Below are 19,645 nucleotides of genomic sequence, written 5' to 3'. Positions count from 1 at the left end.
GCGTTAACATTCAGAAATAATTGTTGATTAATTATTTAAAATTTATGCGCCCCTTTTAAAAAACAAACCAAACCTTTTTAGCACTTTTGATTGAGAAACTTTACAGGCGTTTTTTTACGCCAAAACATTATAGAAATGAAATTAAATTTAAAACGCCCATTAGCCTTTTTTGATTTAGAAGCAACCGGAATAAATGTTGGTGCAGATAGAATAGTTGAGATTGCAATTTTAAAGGCTATGCCAGATGGTACCGAAATTGTTAAAACATGGCGTGTAAATCCTGAAATGCCAATTCCGTTGCAAACTTCGCTAATTCATGGTATTTATGATGAAGACATAGCAAATGAACCAACATTTACTGAACTGGCTAAAGAAATTGCAGAATTTATTGGTGAGGGTGATTTGGCCGGATATAATTCAAATAAATTTGATATCCCGATGCTTTTGGAAGAGTTTTTACGTGCCGATGTAGATTTTGATATGAGCAACCGCAAATTTGTTGATGTTCAAAATATATTCCATCAAATGGAGCAACGTACATTGAAGGCGGCCTATAAATTTTATTGCAATGAGGATTTGGTTAACGCACACGCTGCAGAGGCTGATGTTATCGCAACTTATAAGGTTTTGCTTGGACAGTTGGATATGTATCGTGACAAAGAGTTTGAAGATAAACAAGGTGTTAAATCGAAACCTGTAGTAAATGATGTTGAGGCATTACATACTTTTACCAATATAAATAAGCCGGTGGATTTCGCTGGAAGAATGGTTTATAACGATAAAAATGAAGTTTGCTTCAACTTCGGAAAGCATAAAGGTAAAACGACAGCACAAGTTTTTAGCATCGAGCCAAGTTATTATGCCTGGATGAAGAATGGAGATTTCCCGCTTTATACCAAGAAAAAACTTGATGAAGAATGGGCAAAATTCAATGCGAAGAAGAACGAAAACAGATCGGTAAAACCACAAAATACACCTCAATCGGCAAAGCCTAATTACAACAAACCAAAACCTCAGGAAAAGCCTGCACAGCCAATAAACACAGATATGCTGGAGCAGCTAAAAATGAAGTTTGGTAAATAAATAAGATTTAATAAAAGGCATAAAACACAGATTAAATTTGTGTTTTATGCCTTTTACATTTTAAACATCACTATGAAATTTTTAAAACTAACTGCCATCTTTTTACTTGCCGGAAGTTTATCAAATGCCCAAACGCAACTTCCAATTGAACCTGTTTTTCAGAAAACCTATCAAAAGGAAACAAGAAGCATGGATGGCAAGCCTGGAAAAAAGTATTGGCAAAACACTTCGAACTATAATCTAAAAGTTAATTTTAATCCAACTAGCCGATTGTTAGATGGAAAGGTTGATGTAGTTTACACCAATAATAGCCCGGATACGTTAAAAACAATTTGGTTTAAGTTGTATCCAAATCTTTATAAAAAGGGTATACCAAGAAAATCGAAATTTGCAGAATCTGATTTAGGTGAAGGCGTTAAAATTGAAAGTTTAGCTGCAAATGGAAAAGCCATCAGTGATTTTAACATCAATGGAACCAACATGACTGTAAATGTTCCGTCGGTTTTGCCAGGAAAAACCATCAATTTTACGATTTCTTACAATTACATTTTAAATAAAGGTTCGCATATGCGTACCGGACAAGTTGACGATGGTTCGCATTTTATTGCCTATTTCTTCCCGCGAATAGCTGTTTATGATGATGTTGATGGCTGGAATAAATTCCCATACACAGGTGCAGAGGAGTTTTATAACGATTTCGATAATTTCAACGCAGAAATTACCGTTCCTGGTGGTTACGGCGTTTGGGCAACCGGCGATTTAAAAAATACCTCTGATGTTTTCCAAAAGGATATCGTTTCAAGAATTTCATCAGCAGAGAAAAATGATGCTGTAATTGATGTAATTACTGAAAAAGACTTAGCTGATAGAAAAGTAACTCAAAACAAAGCATTTAACACTTTTAAATTTTATGCTAAAAACGTCACTGATTTTGTTTTCGCATTAAGTGATCATTATTTGTGGAAATCATCAAGTTTGGTGGTCGATTCTGCCACTAAAAGAAGAACGAGAGTTGATGCTATTTTCAACCCAAAACATAAAGATTTTTATGAGGTGATTGATTTTGCTCGTAAAACGGTTGATGCAATGAGTTTTAAATTTCCAAAGTGGCCATTTCCTTATAGCCACGAAACTGTTTTTGACGGTTTAGACCAAATGGAATATCCGATGATGGTAAATGATAATCCGGTAGATAACCGTGAAGATGCAATTACTTTAACCGACCATGAAATTTTTCACACCATGTTTCCGTTTTACATGGGCATAAATGAAACTAAATATGGCTGGATGGACGAAGGTTGGGCAACGATAGGCGAGTGGTTAATTTCTCCGATGATTGATTCTACAATTGTTGACGAATATGGAATTCAACCCACTGCATCAAGTTCTGGTGGCAAAGACGATTCGCCGATTATGACATTAACACCTGAATTAAAGGGTTCAGGTTCGTTTACAAATTCTTACCCAAAACCCGCATTGGCTTATTTATATGTTAAGGATTTTCTTGGTGAAGAATTATTTACAAAAGCTTTGCATCACTACATAAAAAATTGGAATGGTAAACATCCAATGCCATACGATTTCTTCAACAGCATGAATGTTGGAAGTGGTAAAGATTTAAATTGGTTTTGGAAACGTTGGTTTTTCGAAGGTGGCGTAACAGATATGGCCATTAAATCAGCAACAAAAACGAATGATGGTTATTCAGTAGTTATTGAAAATAAAGGCAAACCTTTGCCAATAGATTTAACTTTATCTTTTGAAGATGGTTCTGTTGAAAAAAACCACAGTACAATTGCCGTTTGGGAAAAAGGAAATAACTTAACAACTATAAATATTAAAGCGACAAAAAAGCTTAATAAAGTTGTAATGGGCAATCCGCATACACCTGATAAAGTTAAATCGGATAATAGTTTTTCGGTGAATTAGCAAATTCTTTTGAATTACAGAGTAATCTGGCGTAAAGCCGATTGCTTTGTAATTCTAATTTGAGGTTTTTAAGAAATCGATATTTCGTTTTAATCCAGAATACTTGGTGCGCTTAACAGCAGAACCTTTAAAAACCTTTTTAAAAACTTCATCCGTAATTTCGGTAAGTTCTTTTGCGCTTAAATCTAAAAGGCCAGTTTCAGGCTTAAATGCTTGCTCATTATGTGCCTTCGAAAAACGGTTCCAAGGGCAAACATCCTGGCAAATATCACAACCAAACATCCAGTTATCCATTCTATCTTTAAACTCGTTTGGTATTTCATCCTTAAGTTCGATGGTTAGATAAGAGATGCATTTTTTGCCGTCTACCACTTGTGGAGCAATTATGGCATCGGTCGGACAAGCATCTAAACAACGTGTACATGTGCCGCAATGGTCGGTTTGAAATGGATTATCGTAATCAAGTTCCAAGTCGATAATCAGCTCTGCAAGAAAAAAGAATGAGCCATTTTGTTTACTGATTAAATTTGAATTTTTACCAACCCAACCAATACCCGAACGTTTAGCCCATGCTCTATCCAAAACAGGAGCAGAATCTACAAAAGCTCTGCCTGAGACTTCGCCAATATTTTCCTCAATAAAATAAGTCAGTTCTTTTAGCTTATTTTTTATCACAGTGTGATAATCTTGTCCAAACGCGTATTTCGAAATTTTTGGTGCATTCGGATCTTGCTGTTTATCCTCGGTATAATAATTTAGAGAGAGCGAAATTACCGATTTTGCACCATCAACCAGCAAGCGTGGGTCGAGACGTTTATCGAAATAATTTTCCATATACTTCATTTCACCATGGTGATTATTTTTTAACCAATTCTCCAGGCGAAGGGCTTCTTCTTCTAAAAATTCTGCTTTTGAAATACCACAATCCAGAAAGCCGAGGCGCAAGGCTTCATCTTTTATCAGTTGGCTATATTTTGCAGAATTATTGTACATCGCTTTGCAAAGATAGGGCTTAGAATTAAAACCTTTTGCTTTATTGCTTGTTGTTATTTTAAATGCTACAAAATTGATTTGAAACTCATTTCATAATCGTTTAGCCAAATAGTCCAACTAACGCAAATTTTTAACAATGGAAAATATAGATCCGAAACATACGGAAAGTGGAGAAGCTCCAAAACCGATAGAGCAAGATTACGAAAATCATAAAGAAGATCCGGGACCAGCAAAACCAGCGGTTACAGAAAAAGATGAAAATGGTGCAGGCTCGGTTTTAAAATGGATTTTACCAATAGCAGTAATTATTGGATTAATTGTATGGTTCGCCATGCGGAAATAATTAGCTTTAGTATAATTGAAAAAGCCGGTTATCGTTATGATAATCGGCTTTTTATGTTTAATTTATTTCAAAAGCTTAACCTGGTATAAATCTTTTCTTCTATCCTTTAAAACCTTCACTGTACCGTAATGATGTAATTCATCCAATAGGTGCAAATCAACATCAACAACCAAAACCATTTCTGTATTTGGTGTAGCTTCGGCCTTAACGGCATTGGTCGGGAAAGCAAAATCAGAAGGCGTGAAAACTGCAGATTGAGCAAATTGAATATCCATATTATTCACTTTTGGCAAATTACCAACACACCCTGCAATGGCTACATAACATTCATTTTCTATCGCTCTGGCTTGTGCACAATGCCTTACGCGGGTATAACCATTTTGGGTATCAGTTAAAAAGGGAACAAATAAAATCTGCATGCCTTGGTCGGCGTAAATTCTGCTCAGTTCCGGAAATTCAACATCATAGCAAATTAAAATCCCAATTTTACCGCAATCGGTATCAAAAACCTGTACCTTATCTCCACCAATCATTCCATAATATTTTTGTTCGTTTGGTGTGATGTGGATTTTTCTGTATTCGTCGATTTTACCCGTTCTATGGCATAAATAAGTAACATTATATAGTTTACCTTCTTCAAGCAAGGGCATACTTCCGGTAATAATGTTTACATTATAACTTAATGCATACTCATGCATTTTATCAACAATTTCCTGTGTTTTTTCGGCAAGTTTGCGCATAGCCTCAATCTCTGGTAAATGATTGTAGGGTTGCAAAAGCGGCGTATTAAATAGCTCCGGAAACATCACAAAATCAGATTTGTATCCGCTTAAAGCATCAACAAAAAACTCAACCTGCTCGTAAAAGGTTTTTAAATCGGGGAATAAACGCATTTCCCATTGAACCAAACCCAGTCTAATTGTCATAGCCGAACGAGCTGAAGCATCAACACCTTGGTAGTAAATGTTATTCCATTCTATCAAGGTGGCATATTCTTTCGATTCTTTATCGCCAGGAAGATAGTTTTTAAGTACTTTTCTTACGTGAAAATCATTTGAAATTTGAAAGGTTAGGGTAGGGTCGTAAATTTCTTTACTTTTTACTTTATCAATGTATTGTCTGGGCGTTAACGTTTCGGCATAAGTATGGTAACCCGGAATTCTTCCGCCAGCGATAATACTTTTTAGGTTTAAACTTTCGCAAAGTTCTTTTCTGGCTTCGTACAACCTGCGACCTAATCTTAAACCTCTAAATTCTGGATGTACAAAAATCTCAATTCCATATAAAGTATCGCCATTTGGGTCGTGAGTGGTAAAAGAGTAATCGCCAGTTATTAATTTGTATGTATGCCTGTCGCCGTATTCATCATATTCCACGATTATAGCAAGTGAACAGGCCACAACTTTATCATCAACTGCAATACACAATTGTCCCTCTGGAAATATATTTAAAAGTTTAGCAATACTAGATTTGGGCCAGATAGAACCGCCCATACTATCATAGGCCTGTAACATAGATTCTTTTAAATCGGCATAATCTTCAAGTGTTAATCTTCGTAATTCTATATTCATAATTTGTTGGGTTTTACAACTAATGAACAGAAATAGTAAGCTAATGTTTGAACTTAATTTTTGATTAAATTGATTTTTACTCTTTTTTGGAATAATTATATTTATTAATAAATTTATATATGACTGAAAATGAAATTTCATACATTATTCGGGGATGTATTTTTAAGGTTTATAATAGCTTGGGCCCTGGATTATTGGAATCAGCTTACGAAACGGCCTTGAAATATGAAATTCAAAAAGAAGAACTTGAAGTACAAAGTCAAGTTGCTTTACCAATGGTTTATGAAGATGTGGCTATTGATGTAGGGTATAGACTTGATTTGGTAGTTGAGCAAAAAGTTATTGTCGAGCTTAAATCTGTTGAGATGATTTCGAATGTTCATCATAAACAATTGCTTACTTACTTGAAATTGTCCGGATTAAAACTAGGGTTGCTTGTAAATTTTAACACAGATAATATAATGGATGGTATATTTAGAAAGATTTATAGATTGGATTAATAGTTTTTTCCCGCAGATTTTCGCAGAAATGAAACGCAGATCTAAAATGATTTTTTTGCTTGCTGTTAGAAGAATCTGCGCAAATCAGCGGTTTTTATCACTATAAATCAGCGGGAAATTATTAGCTATTTTTTAAGAAGGCATTTAATTATCTCTTTCCCGCAGATTTTCGCGGAAAAAGAAACGCAGATTTAAAATGACTTTTTCTTTCGCAACCCAATAATTCGCGAGAATCTGCGCAATTTATCATTTTAAATCAGCTGGAAAACTAAAACAATTTCCCTGTCTGTCCAGGAAAACTCTTTTTAAGATGTTTGTAAGCTGCTTCAGTTACCTCACGACCGCGAGAAGTACGCATAATATAACCTTCCTGAATTAAAAATGGTTCGTAAACCTCTTCAATAGTGCCTTCATCTTCGCCAACAGCTGTTGCAATGGTTTTTAAACCCACAGGACCACCCTTAAATTTATCAATAATGGTTACCAATATCTTGTTATCCATTTCATCTAAACCATGCTCATCAACATTTAATGCATTTAACGCATAGCTTGCAATTTCGGTATCAATTTTACCATTACCTTTAATTTGTGCGAAATCTCTTGTTCGACGTAAAAGTGCATTAGCAATACGTGGTGTACCTCGGCTACGACGTGCAATTTCATAAGCGCCTTCATCGCTAATTGGTGTTTTTAAAATCTCTGCCGAACGTAATACAATGGTAGTTAGTAGTTTTGCATCATAATAAGCTAATCTTGCATTAATGCCAAAACGGGCACGTAATGGTGCGGTTAATAAACCAGAACGGGTTGTTGCACCGACTAAAGTAAATGGGTTTAATGAAATTTGCACTGACCTTGCGTTTGGACCAGTTTCAAGCATAATATCTATCTTGAAATCTTCCATAGCAGAATACAGATATTCTTCTACCAAGGGTGATAAACGATGAATTTCATCAATGAATAAAATATCACCTTCGTCTAAACCCGTTAATAAACCAGCTAAATCGCCAGGTTTATCTAAAACTGGTCCGGATGTTACTTTTATACCCGTAGCCATTTCATTGGCGATAATATGCGACAATGTCGTTTTTCCTAATCCCGGAGGACCGTGAAGTAAAACGTGATCTAAAGATTCCCCACGAAGTTTTGCCGCCTGAACAAAAATTTTCAGGTTTTCCATTACTTTTTCCTGCCCGGTAAAATCCTCAAAAGCTTGCGGACGTAAAACACGCTCAATATCTCTATCGGTTGGTGTTAAATTGCTTGCTTCTGGATCAAGATTTTCATTCATATCAGCAAATATAAAATTAAATGCTAAAAAAATTAGGATTTTTTAAATTTCTCGGCAACAATTAATTCTTTTGAACCTGCAGTATATTGATAAAAACCTTCACCAGTTTTTACGCCCTTTTTTCCAGCAGCCACCATATTTACAAGTAGTGGACAAGGCGCATATTTCGGATTTCCAAAACCATCATGCAATACTTTCAAAATAGCCAAACAAACATCTAAACCAATAAAATCTGCTAACTGTAATGGCCCCATCGGATGTGCCATACCTAATTTCATAACAGTATCAATTTCATAAACGCCAGCAACACCTTCATATAAAGTATAAATTGCTTCATTAATCATCGGCATTAAAATGCGATTTGCAACAAAACCTGGATAATCATTTACTTCAACAGGTGCTTTTTGCAAATTTTCAGAAAGCGACATAATGGTTTTAGTCGTTTCATCGCTGGTTTGGTAGCCGCGAATAACCTCGACCAATTTCATCACCGGAACAGGATTCATAAAGTGCATACCAATAACTTTATCGCCACGATTGGTAACAGCAGCAATTTGAGTAATAGATATTGATGAGGTATTTGATGCTAAAATGGCATGAGCAGGTGCGAAGCCGTCCAATTCCTTAAAGATTTTTAGCTTCAGTTCAATGTTTTCTGTAGCAGCCTCAACAACTAAATCAGCTGTTTTTACCCCATCAGCGATAGATGTGAAAGTTTTTATATTATTTAAAGTATCAACCTTTTGGGCATCTGTTAAAGTTCCCTTTCCAACTTGCCTGTCTAGGTTTTTATCGATAGTGGCAATCGCCTTATCTAAAGCATTTTGGTTGATATCAATTAAATTAACGCTAAATCCGAACTGCGCAAAAGTATGTGCAATTCCGTTTCCCATTGTTCCAGAACCAATTACTGAAATATTCTTCATCATAATATGTGCTAATTATTATTGTTAAAATTTGATTGTAAATTGATGAAAAAACCCTCCATAAACAAAAATTTCGGGCTTTTTTGTTAAAAAATATCAATTAACATTTCTTTAATATTTTGTCGATACAAGTATCGGATTCATCGTTACTTAACATTTTTTATTTTTCAGAACCGTTTTATTAGTCCTCGAATTATTAATCATCGCATTTGTTCGTAAAGAACTGGAAATCCACTCAAGTTTTCCAAATAGGTGATAAATACGACTAATCATTTTGCAGGCTCATTTAAGCAGGACACGGTTCTACATCGGCTATGCTATGATTAATTCTTCAAAAATATTATTAACAATTTAAACTAAAATTAATGTAAATGAAAAGAAAACTACTAAAGTGTTTGTTGTTCTTTATGGTATTGCTGGTTACGAAAGTATCGGCACAAGAAAGAACTGTTACGGGAATGGTAACGGCAAAAGAAGATGGTTTGCCTTTGCCTGGGGTTAGTATTAAGGTTTTGAACAGTAGAAATGGCATATCTACAGGCGCAGATGGAACATATTCTATCAAGGTTAGTTCATCAACTGTGTTGCAATTTTCTTCCATAGGTTATGTATCACAAAATGTAACTGTAGGTAAAGCCACAAAAATTAATGTTTCATTAGCTGCTGATGCCCAAGCCTTAACCGATGTTGTTGTTATTGGTTACGGTACGGCAAAAAGAAAAGATGTAACCGGCTCGGTTGCAAGTATCAAGGGTGAAGATTTAGCCGGAAAGCCAGTAGCCAGTTTCGATCAGGCTTTGGCTGGTAAGGTTACAGGTGTTCAGGTAACCAATTCAAGCGGTATTTTGGGTGCTGGTCCGCGTATTCGTATTCGTGGTACAAATAGTATTTCATCTGGAGCTGATCCATTATATGTTGTGGATGGAATGGTAATTATTTCAAGCGGTTCTAGTAGTGTGGCTTCTGTAAATCCGTTAGGCGATATTAACCCGAACGATATTCAAAGTGTTGATGTATTAAAGGACGGTGCTGCAACTGCGATTTATGGATCCAGAGGTGCAAATGGGGTAATTATCATCACAACGAAAAAAGGAACAAAAGGCAAAACTCAGGTAAATTATAACTCTTGGTTTGCATGGTCAAATGTTTCAAAACGTTTTGATTTATTAAATGCACAAGAATTTGTAACGATTGCGAACGAAAAATTATATAATTCGGGTACAACAACACCGCAAGCAGTTTTAGCAAATGATGCTTCTGGAAATGTTATTGATACAGATTGGCAGGATTTAGTATTCAATAAAGATGCTTTTCAGCAAAACCACAATATTTCTTTTAGTGGTGCTACAGACTTATCAAACTATTATTTCTCGTTAGGATATGCCGATTTAAAAGGCACAACGGTCGCTAATAATCAAAATAAATATCAGTTTTCTGGTAAGTTTGAGCAAAAAGCCTTGGGCAATTATTTAACGTTTGGCGCAAGCATCACTGGCTCTTATGTTAAAAATACAGGCTTAAATTCGGGCACAAGTTCGTTATCCGGAAATATTGGTAATGCAATTAGAGCTTTGCCTAACGTTGGTGCTTTTAATGCTGATGGAAGTTATAATTTGAGTTCAGATAATGCTCGTTTAGGTCGTGGAGCAAATTTGAAAGAGATTGATGATAACTACACCAACATAAAATATGTGTTAGACCATAATATCTTCAAAAACCAAACTTTTACATTACTTGGAAATGCTTTTGCTGATGTAAAAATTATTGATGGATTAAATTTACGTTCGCAAGTTTCGACCATGAATATTTTAGGTGAGGATTACCAGTATTTAGATCCTTTACATGGTGATGGCGGTAGCGCAACAAAAGGTTACGAGCTGCAACAGTATATTCCAAGGTTTAGATACAGCTGGACAAATACTGCAACATATAATAAAACAATTGGCGACCATTCATTCGGTGCCACTGTAGGCATTGAATATCAAAAATCTAAAAGCCGCTCATTTTATGCGAGTGGTTCACAATTATCAAGTACATTTTTTAGTGGCGAAAACATTATTAGCAGCTCATTAACTCAATCAACTTTCGGTATTGGTGGTGGTGTATCAGAAAATGCTTACAAATCTTATTTCGCCAGAGCAAATTACAGTTATAAAGACCGCTATTTATTATCTGGAACTTACCGTATAGATGCAATTTCTTCTTTACCATTAGGAAATCAAAGTGCAAAATTACCAGGTGTTTCGGCCGGATGGAGATTATCACAGGAAGATTTTATTAAAGGTAATGATGCTTTTAAATTCATAAACGACTTCAAAATTAGAGGTAGTTATGCCAAAACAGGAAATACAGATATTGGAAATTATCCATTTGCCGGAACATTTAGCGCAGCAATTTATGGTGTGCAAAGTGGCTTAGCATATACACAAGTTGGTAACAGCTCCTTAAAGTTTGAAACAAGTGGTAAGTATGATGTGGGTATTGATGCAACACTATTTAACAGCAGAATTACCTTAACAGCAGATTATTTCAAAAATAATATTGATAATTTGATTTTAGCAGCCCCAACTGCGCCATCTTTAGGTGTCCCTGGAAATTCTATTAACCAGAACGTTGGTAAAATGTACAACAAAGGTTACGAGTTTTCACTAAATGCTGATATCCTTAGAGATAGCCCTTTCAAATGGAATACTACTTTTAACATCACTTTTGTGAAAAATAAAATCACACAGCTATCAAACAACAATTCGGATATAACTTATACCTACAACATCAACAGAGTTGGAGAATCTATCGGTTCTATTTACGGTTTTGAATATGCAGGTGTAAATGCGGCAAACGGAAATCCCTTATATGTTAAGGCTGATGGTTCAATTATCCAAGGAAACATTGCAAACCAAACTTATTACATTTACGATGCTGCAAATCCAACAGCTTTAATAACCGCAACAACACTAGCGGCAACTGATAAGAAAATTTTAGGCCAATCAAACCCAACATATTATGGTGGTTTTGTAAATAATTTCAGCTATAAAGGTTTTGATTTGAATATCAATATGGTGTTTTCAGGTGGTAACAAAGTGATGAACATTACCCGTCAGGAAAGTCTTTTAAATCAAAAGTTTTTGAATAATGGAACAGAGATTTTAGAAAGATGGACAACCGCTGGTCAAATTACCAATGTTCCAAAAGTTTACTACGGACGAGATGCTTTCACAAATTTAACATCAAGCGCAGTTTCTCGCTTTGTAGAGGATGGTAAATTCATCAGAGCACAAGACATTGTTTTGGGCTATTCTTTCCCGAAATTATTTACCGATAAAATAAAATTGAACAGACTACGCGTTTATGCACAAGTACAAAATGCGTTTGTAATTACTCCATATTCTGGTTTAGATCCTGAATTAAATTATAGTACATCTACTAACAGTCAAGCTGGTTTGGATTACAATACCAACCCAAGAGCCAGAACATTTTTAGTGGGTTTAAATGTTGGATTTTAAGAATATACTGATATGAAGAATTTTAAAATAAAAAATAAATTTGCTTACGCAGGACTACTTGTAACTATGTTATCAGTAAGTTCTTGCGAAAAATACACAGAGTTGAATCCTATCAACTCACTATCAGAAGCTACTGCTTTCGATACACCTGCAAATATCGAATTGGTTGCAGCAGGCGTTTATAATACGGCGGCAGTTGGTACATATAATGGCGGTTCAGGACGTGGCTATCCTTTTGGTGCTGCATCAATTGAGCAGGGCGAAATGAGAGGCGAAGATATGGTGAATTTAGCCACATTCTTTCAAATTACTTACGAATCAACATATACATCAACTACTGCAAATAACATCAACTTGTGGAGCAACTTATATGCACTTATCAATCAATGTAATATATTAATCGCGGGTGTCGAATCAGCGGCAGCAAAAGGAACAATTACAACGGCTGTTTCAACTCAGTATGCAGCTGAAGCTAGATTTTTAAGAGCTTTAGCGCATCACGAATTAGTTGTTAATTTTTCTCGTCCGTATGTTGATGGAAATGGCAGTAACATTGGCGTTCCATATCGTACGGTTGCGGTTAATTCTACTGATGCAGTAACCACACAACTTTTGATTCCAAGAGGAACAGTTGCAGAAGATTACACTAAAATTTTAGCAGACTTAGATTATGCTGAAACGAATCTACCTTCCACCCGTTCTACTTATGCCATAACCAGAGCCACAAAAGCTGCTGCCATTGCTTTAAAAACTCGGGTTAAATTACACATGAATGATTTTGCCGGAGTAATAACCGAAGGTGCAAAATTAGGTACATCAGCAACGGCAGCGCCATACACAAGCCCAATTGGCAATTATGCTTTAACGGCTTCGCCGGATGGACCTTTCACCAATTTTACAAGTAATACTGAATCTATATTTTCAATAGAGAATAGTGCGGCTGCAAACGGTGGAGTAAATGGTGCTTTACCAAATATGTTCGGTCCGGCAAGTTTAGGCGGGCGTGGTTTGGTTGCAACAAGTCCGAATTTATATAATGCATCTTTTTGGGTTACCGGAGATACCAGAAGAACATTATTACAAATTCAGCAAACTACAACTGGTGCAAGGTATTTCTTCAATTATAAATTTAGAGATTACACCAACAAAACCGATTATGCTCCGATTATTAGATATGCAGAAGTCCTGTTAAATGTTGCTGAAGCATATTCGAGAACAACTGCATTAGATACGAGAGCTTTGGGTTTATTAAATGCAGTAAGAAACAGGGCAGTACCAACTGCAAGCCAATACACGATTGCAAGTTTTACAACTCAAAATGCTTTAACACAAGCCATTCTAAACGAAAGGAGAGTAGAATTTGCAGGCGAGGGCAGAAGATGGCCAGACATTACCAGATTATCTCAAGATGCTAATTTCCAGGTTGCAGGTGGTGGAATACCAGCTAAAATTTTGGTAACTGCACTAAGTGGAACAGGCACAAATTGGGATGTGGTTTTAAGACCAACAACTGCAACTGGAAAAGCCGCAATTGCTTATACAGATTACAGATACATCTGGCCAATTCCTACAGACGAGCTTAATGCCAACCCAAATATCAATCAAAACCCAGGTTATTAATTTTTTCTAATTTCCTATTTATCAAGCAAGGCTTTCTCGAAAGAGAGAGCCTTTGTCTTATAATAAAATAATCATGCTTTTAAACTCTAATTAATGACGTTTAATTGCCTGAAAAACAATTATTTATTGTTAATAATTGTTAAAATAAATGTTAAACTTTATTAGTCGATACAATGCCGATATTCATCGATACAAGCTTCAAAACTGTATTAATTTTAGAGACCTTTGAGTCATCAAGAAAGAAAAGATACTTGATTTGAAAGAGAAATAATCGTCGGAGTTTAGAAAACACAAGACGTTTTTATAAGGATACTTCCTAGTAAATTTAGGTTAGTTAATGATTAGTTAAAGAAAAGAGATATGGCTGGATAGCGTATCTCTTTTCATTTATAATAGATTTTATGGTGCCAATCTATTTTTTACCCAACTGCCTTTTACCAGTTCAAAATTAATCCTATCATGCAAACGGCTACGGCGACCTTGCCAAAATTCTATACGTGTAGGTTTTACAATATAACCGCCCCAATGTGCAGGCTTAGCAATTGTTTTTCCTTCGCTTTTATTTTTAAGTTCTTCAAATTTATCTTCTAAAACTTGTCGGTTTGCAATTACCTGACTTTGAGGAGATGCAACTGCACCAATCTGACTTGCAACCGGACGTGTAACAAAGTATTCCTCAGAAGTTTCTTTATCAAGTTTTTCTACAGTCCCTTCCACTCTTACTTGTCGCTCCAAATCCGGCCAAAAGAAAACTAAAGCTGCATAAGGGTTTCTCTTCAATTCTTTTCCCTTGGCGCTTAAATAGTTGGTAAAAAACCTGAAACCATCTTCATCAACGCCTTTTAATAAAACAATTCTGGCATCGGGTTTTCCGGCTTTATCGGCTGTAGCCAAAGTCATTACATTTGGTTCATACACTTGTGCTTCAACAGCGTTATCAAACCATTTTTTAAACTGTATAATTGGATTATCATCTACGTCAGATTCATCTAGTGTAGCACTGATATAATCTTGGCGCAGGTTTTGTAGAAATTCATTTGTAACTTGCATAAACAAAAATAAGCATCTTTTGCGGTGCAACAAATGATTATCATCATGCTAAACAATATAAAGCCAAAAACCGGACGATTACTCATTTCAGAACCTTTTATGGCCGATCCTAATTTTAAACGCTCTGTAGTTTTGGTTACCGAACACGGAGTGGATGGTACTGTTGGTTATATACTTAATCAAGCCGATAATTTACTCTTAAAGGATGTTATACAAGATTTGTGGGAGGCAAACAACCATATCTATTTTGGTGGACCCGTAGCCGCTGATACGCTACATTTTATTCATCGTGCTTATGATAAATTACAAAGTGGTGATGAGATTGGAAATGGAATTTACTGGGGAGGAAACTTTGAAACATTGAAAATCCTGATTAATACAAATGCAATTCAAGAAGATGAAATTAAATTCTTTTTGGGTTACTCTGGATGGGATAATGGACAACTAAACCGCGAAATTGAGCAAAATGCCTGGATGGTGAGTGATATTTCACATCCTGATATTATTTTTGGAAACGATGATGAACAACTATGGAGAGATGTTATTGTAAACCTCGGTCCGAAATATGCGCATGTAAGTAATTTTCCAATAGACCCAAATTTGAATTAATTATATTGTCAGAAAAGTTAGTAGTCAGTAAACCGATGTGATGAGTTTTAATTAAAACATGAAATTATCTGACTCCCGACTTCGGACTACATACTTTCAGCGCTTTCCTCAACCTTTCTTCTCAAATCGTCTTTATAGGCTTGCATTTTAGCCGTTATAGACTCGTCGGCTGTAGCTAAAATTTGCGCAGCTAATAAACCAGCATTTTTAGCTGCGTTTAAAGCAACTGTTGCTACTGGAATTCCATTCGGCATTTGTAAAATTGATAGAATACTATCCCAACCATCAATTGAGTTAGATGATTTAACCGGAACTCCGATAACAGGAAGGGTAGTAATTGATGCAACCATTCCTGGTAAGTGCGCAGCGCCACCAGCACCTGCAATAATCACTTTTAAACCCCGGCCTTGTGCTTCTTTCGCGTAATTAAACATACGTTCTGGTGTTCTGTGAGCAGACACAACCGTAATTTCGTAGTCAATTCCAAATTCTTTTAAAACATCAGCAGCATCTTGCATAACAGGCAAATCGGATTTGCTGCCCATAATTATCCCAACTTTAGCACTCATTTCTAACTTTTTATATCTTTAATCTTTGTTCCTAAATCTTCACTCTTTTAAGCAATAACCCTTAATGTTTTCTGCACATATCTGGCTTTCTCAATTGCTTTTTCTCTGTCGATATCGACAATAGTTACATGTCCCATTTTACGAAAAGGCTTAGTATATTTTTTACCATATAAATGAACAAATACGCCATCAATAGCTAAAATCTTTTCCAAATTCTCATATTTTGCGACGCCTTCAGACCCTTTTTCACCCAATAAATTAATCATAATTGCATTGGTGATGCTGGTTGTATCGCCCAATGGCAAATTATAAATAGAACGCAAATGTTGTTCAAATTGAGAAACATAGTTCCCTTCAATAGTTTGATGGCCACTATTATGCGGACGAGGTGCAACCTCATTAACTAATAGTTCTCCATCTTTACAAACAAACATTTCAACCGCGAGTATACCGGTAATGTTCATTGCCGAAGCAATATTTTTAGCAATGTTTTCTGCCTTTTGCTGCAGATTTTCTGCATATGTAGATGGTGATATTAAAAACTCAACTAAATTAGCTTCTGGATTAAACTCCATTTCCACCATTGGGAAAGTTTTCATATCGCCCTTCGAATTTCTGGCAACAATTACCGCAACTTCCTTTTCAAAATCAACTAACTTTTCGATTATGCAAGGCGCATCGAAGGCTTTATCCAAATCAGCAGCGCTATTAATTCGCATTACGCCTTTACCATCATAACCATCTTTTCTCAACTTTAAAATATAAGGAAAAGGAATCTGGCTATTTTCCATATCCTCCTTTGTATTTACGATTTGGAATGGAGAAGTAGGAATATCATTTTCTTTGAAAAATTGTTTCTGAACGCCCTTATCTTGAATCAAGCGGATAACTCTTGATTGAGGAAAAACTTGTTTTCCCTCTTTTTCCAATTGCTCTAAAGCTTCAATATTAACCTTTTCGATTTCGATTGTAATAATATCAGCCTTTTTTCCGAAGTTATAAACGGTATCAAAATCTGTAATCGAACCATTTTCAAAATAATTTGCAATATGCTTGCAAGGTGCATCTGGGTCAGGGTCTAGAACCAAAGAAGTTACGTTGTAGTTAATTGCTTGCTGAATGAGCATCCGGCCCAATTGTCCGCCACCTAAAATACCTAACTTTAATTCGCTAATCTGTTTTGCCATCAGTAAGATTGATTTTTTAAAGAAGCAAAAATAGTAAAAAGAACAAGGATAAAGACAGAATGATTGATTTGTAACATTAATTTTCGAAGCGCAGTTGTACTGCAAGGGTTAAGATTCCGTCCCGCTTTTCGTTGCAATCTTTTTGCGATTGTCAGTCTGAGCTTGTCGAAGACCTGCTAACAAAAAGTATTTTCACTACAATCGGGGCTATTAAACAACTAATTCTGCAATAAACCTAAAATTAAGTAATTGCGTGCGAGCAGACATTCTGAAAGAGGAAAATACAAATCTCAAAAACAAACTAACACAACAGTAAATCTAAAACTTATACCTTTGCCACATGAATGCTGATGCGATAATTATTGGTGCAGGTGCTTGCGGATTAATGTGTGCAGTGCAAGCCGGTTATCTTGGAAAAAAAGTAATTGTACTCGAAAAGAACGAAAAACCTGGCGCTAAAATTTTAATTTCTGGTGGTGGCAGATGTAATTACACCAATCAATTTGCATCTGCAGAGCAGTTTATTTCGGCAAATCCTCATTTTATAAAATCTGCTTTTAACCAATGGACAGTTGATGATACCATTAGTTTTTTTGAAACCTATGGCATTCAAGGCAAAGAAAAAACATTAGGTCAACTTTTTCCTGATGATAAAAATGCTAAAGATATTGTTCAGGTTTTCACCTCGATTTGTGAAGATTTTGGACAGGAAATTAGATGCAATGCTGATGTTAGGGAGATTGAAATTTTACCTAATGGATTCAAGATAAGTTACGAAAAGAATGGCAAAGTGGTTTCCTTAACCTCCGAAAAACTGGTTATAGCGACCGGAGGCTTGCCTATCCCGAAAATGGGTGCTACAGATTTCGCTTTGCGTTTCGCTCGAAAAAATGATTTGAAAATAGTCGAAACGGCACCGGCTTTGGTTCCACTTACCATTACAGGAAAAGACGAAGAATGGTTTGCGCAACTTTCTGGCAATTCCGTTTTTTGTGAAGTTAGTAATGATGAAATTTCTTTTGAGGAAAATATTTTATTTACGCACTGGGGTTTAAGTGGTCCGGCTATTTTACAAATTTCCTCCTTTTGGCGTAGAGGCGAGGTGGTTAATCTTAATCTATTGCCACATCACAATATTGCTTCGCTTTTGGATGATGAACGAAAATCAAATGGAAAAACGCTTTTATCAACTTTGTTGAATAGATTTTACACGAAGAAATTTACTGATGCTTTGGGTAAATTTTTACCACTATCGAAACCTGTAGCATCATTAACCAAAAGTGAAATTGATTTAATTGAACAAACTATTCATCAATTTAAAGTAAAACCAGCAGGGGATAAAGGTTACGATAAAGCCGAAGTAATGCGAGGCGGAATTGACACCAATGAAATTTCTTCAAAAACTTTAGAATGTAAGAAAATCCCAAATTTATTTTTTGGTGGCGAATGTATGGATGTTACGGGCTGGCTTGGTGGTTATAATTTTCAATGGGCTTGGGCAAGCGGTTTTGTCATAGCGCAGAATTTGTAGTTGTTTTTTTGCTTCACGTCATTGCGAGGTACGAAGCAATCTTAACACAATTCGTTTCAATAGCTAAAATTGTAGGATTGCTTCGTGCCTCGCAATGACGATTTGTTTAGAACAAGATTTTTCCGTGACTTCCGTGTTTCCGTGGCAAAACTAAAATCACAAATAAACATTAGGCATAATTTCCCAGGCCCAGGGTTTTTTAAAAGTCTTAAATGTTCTCAGCTGACTAAAATATAAAACTTCACTTGTTCTTCGATTTGTAACATCTCGCCTGTGTAAATTACCAACTGTGGTAAACAACTCACGAGTTTTAAAATCGTAAATCCGCTCGGTCATGTCGCCTGTATTTTGATTGAAGTAGAGATTTATTGCACTGGTCAAAAACCAATCTTTGTTCTCGAATTTAAATGTATAACCCATTTCCCAGCGCCATTCTGCGCCACCTTTAAAACGTAAGTAAAGTTGTTGGTCTTTAATGGAAATTTGATTTAAAGGGTCGCCTAATCTTCCGCCTTCTTCGGAACGTAAAATAAAATCGTTGTTTTGAGTGGACAGAATATAATTGCCAGACGGATGATTTTTAAAATAAATAGCTAGGATACGAGGTTTCTGTGTTTCCTTAATAATATCCGAATTGTTATCACCATAAGTTCTGGTTTCGCTAGCGATTTTATCAGATTCGTAAACAATTGCCAAATCTTCAACTCCATCATTATTTAAGTCGCCATTTGCAGTTTCAATAATTGTCCAATTTGCTGGTTTTAAATCCTGCGCTGTTAAACCTTGCGATTTAACTTTTGGGAAAATAAATGATTTCTGAGCGAACGAGGTTTCAGTAAAGGTTATTAATAAAAGGAATAGCAAAAATTTCATTTATGTAAATGGCGTTGATGTATTTGTAGAACGCGATTTTTCAGGTTTTAGTTTATTAAAATCCGCC

At 35.7% G+C, this 19,645-nt stretch carries 16 protein-coding genes; 8 read left to right on the top strand and 8 right to left on the bottom strand.

The features are described 5' to 3' along the window. Positions 1-135: 135 nt before the first annotated feature. Together R2Q16_RS11915 and R2Q16_RS11910 are read left to right on the top strand one after the other, a co-directional pair. The gene (locus tag R2Q16_RS11915; protein WP_316737300.1) at positions 136-1,083 is read left to right on the top strand and encodes an exonuclease domain-containing protein; all 948 of its coding nucleotides are present in this window, start codon (positions 136-138) and stop codon (positions 1,081-1,083) included. Positions 1,084-1,155: 72 nt separating this feature from the next. Beyond that, positions 1,156-3,012: a M1 family metallopeptidase gene (locus tag R2Q16_RS11910; RefSeq protein ID WP_316737299.1), complete on the top strand. Its 1,857-nt coding sequence runs from the start codon at positions 1,156-1,158 to the stop codon at positions 3,010-3,012. 54 nt (positions 3,013-3,066) lie between these two features. Here the strand turns inward: R2Q16_RS11910 and queG are convergent, their stop codons facing one another. Then, positions 3,067-4,005 (bottom strand): tRNA epoxyqueuosine(34) reductase QueG, encoded by a 939-nt coding sequence (queG, locus tag R2Q16_RS11905; RefSeq protein ID WP_316737297.1) that lies wholly within the window; start codon positions 4,003-4,005, stop codon positions 3,067-3,069. A gap of 136 nt (positions 4,006-4,141) precedes the next feature. Between queG and R2Q16_RS11900 the strand changes: the two genes are divergently transcribed. After that, the gene (locus tag R2Q16_RS11900; RefSeq protein ID WP_316737296.1) at positions 4,142-4,348 is read left to right on the top strand and encodes a hypothetical protein; all 207 of its coding nucleotides are present in this window, start codon (positions 4,142-4,144) and stop codon (positions 4,346-4,348) included. A 62-nt stretch (positions 4,349-4,410) separates the two neighbouring features. On the opposite strand, the gene R2Q16_RS11895 is transcribed toward R2Q16_RS11900, so the two are convergent. Next, a complete protein-coding gene (locus tag R2Q16_RS11895) occupies positions 4,411-5,919 on the bottom strand; it encodes a bifunctional GNAT family N-acetyltransferase/carbon-nitrogen hydrolase family protein (RefSeq protein ID WP_316737295.1) in 1,509 nt (502 codons plus the stop codon). A gap of 119 nt (positions 5,920-6,038) precedes the next feature. Here R2Q16_RS11895 and R2Q16_RS11890 point away from each other — a divergent pair, with 119 nt between their 5' ends. Continuing rightward, entirely contained in the window at positions 6,039-6,419 is a 381-nt protein-coding gene (locus R2Q16_RS11890; RefSeq protein ID WP_316737293.1) for a GxxExxY protein, read from the top strand. Positions 6,420-6,687: 268 nt separating this feature from the next. Here R2Q16_RS11890 and ruvB read toward each other — a convergent pair whose 3' ends face one another. Both ruvB and R2Q16_RS11880 read right to left on the bottom strand, forming a co-directional pair. Continuing rightward, positions 6,688-7,710, bottom strand: a complete 1,023-nt coding sequence (gene ruvB, locus R2Q16_RS11885) for a Holliday junction branch migration DNA helicase RuvB (RefSeq protein ID WP_316737291.1) — start codon at positions 7,708-7,710, stop codon at positions 6,688-6,690. 32 nt (positions 7,711-7,742) lie between these two features. Continuing rightward, a complete protein-coding gene (locus R2Q16_RS11880) occupies positions 7,743-8,642 on the bottom strand; it encodes a 3-hydroxybutyryl-CoA dehydrogenase (RefSeq protein ID WP_410478161.1) in 900 nt (299 codons plus the stop codon). A gap of 365 nt (positions 8,643-9,007) precedes the next feature. Here R2Q16_RS11880 and R2Q16_RS11875 point away from each other — a divergent pair, with 365 nt between their 5' ends. After that, positions 9,008-12,139, top strand: a complete 3,132-nt coding sequence (locus R2Q16_RS11875) for a TonB-dependent receptor (protein ID WP_316737290.1) — start codon at positions 9,008-9,010, stop codon at positions 12,137-12,139. Positions 12,140-12,151: 12 nt separating this feature from the next. Continuing rightward, a complete protein-coding gene (locus R2Q16_RS11870) occupies positions 12,152-13,759 on the top strand; it encodes a RagB/SusD family nutrient uptake outer membrane protein (protein ID WP_316737289.1) in 1,608 nt (535 codons plus the stop codon). Between the two features lie 399 nt (positions 13,760-14,158). On the opposite strand, the gene pdxH is transcribed toward R2Q16_RS11870, so the two are convergent. Continuing rightward, the gene (gene pdxH, locus R2Q16_RS11865; RefSeq protein WP_316737288.1) at positions 14,159-14,809 is read right to left on the bottom strand and encodes a pyridoxamine 5'-phosphate oxidase; all 651 of its coding nucleotides are present in this window, start codon (positions 14,807-14,809) and stop codon (positions 14,159-14,161) included. 45 nt (positions 14,810-14,854) lie between these two features. Between pdxH and R2Q16_RS11860 the strand changes: the two genes are divergently transcribed. Further along, positions 14,855-15,418 carry a YqgE/AlgH family protein gene (locus tag R2Q16_RS11860; RefSeq protein ID WP_316737287.1) on the top strand — a complete coding sequence of 188 codons (564 nt, stop codon included), beginning with the start codon at positions 14,855-14,857 and terminating at the stop codon, positions 15,416-15,418. An 86-nt stretch (positions 15,419-15,504) separates the two neighbouring features. On the opposite strand, the gene purE is transcribed toward R2Q16_RS11860, so the two are convergent. Beyond that, positions 15,505-15,987 (bottom strand): 5-(carboxyamino)imidazole ribonucleotide mutase, encoded by a 483-nt coding sequence (gene purE, locus R2Q16_RS11855; protein ID WP_316737286.1) that lies wholly within the window; start codon positions 15,985-15,987, stop codon positions 15,505-15,507. 47 nt (positions 15,988-16,034) lie between these two features. Beyond that, entirely contained in the window at positions 16,035-17,174 is a 1,140-nt protein-coding gene (locus R2Q16_RS11850) for a 5-(carboxyamino)imidazole ribonucleotide synthase (protein ID WP_316737284.1), read from the bottom strand. Between the two features lie 340 nt (positions 17,175-17,514). On the opposite strand from R2Q16_RS11850, the gene R2Q16_RS11845 reads away from it, so the two are divergent. Further along, the gene (locus R2Q16_RS11845; RefSeq protein WP_316737282.1) at positions 17,515-18,705 is read left to right on the top strand and encodes an NAD(P)/FAD-dependent oxidoreductase; all 1,191 of its coding nucleotides are present in this window, start codon (positions 17,515-17,517) and stop codon (positions 18,703-18,705) included. Between the two features lie 156 nt (positions 18,706-18,861). Here R2Q16_RS11845 and R2Q16_RS11840 read toward each other — a convergent pair whose 3' ends face one another. Then, positions 18,862-19,569, bottom strand: a complete 708-nt coding sequence (locus R2Q16_RS11840) for a hypothetical protein (RefSeq protein ID WP_316737281.1) — start codon at positions 19,567-19,569, stop codon at positions 18,862-18,864. Positions 19,570-19,645: the final 76 nt, after the last annotated feature.

The organism is Pedobacter aquatilis, assembly GCF_032678425.1.
Lineage (GTDB): Bacteria > Bacteroidota > Bacteroidia > Sphingobacteriales > Sphingobacteriaceae > Pedobacter > Pedobacter aquatilis_B.
This window is presented reverse-complemented; position numbering and strand designations above follow the sequence as displayed.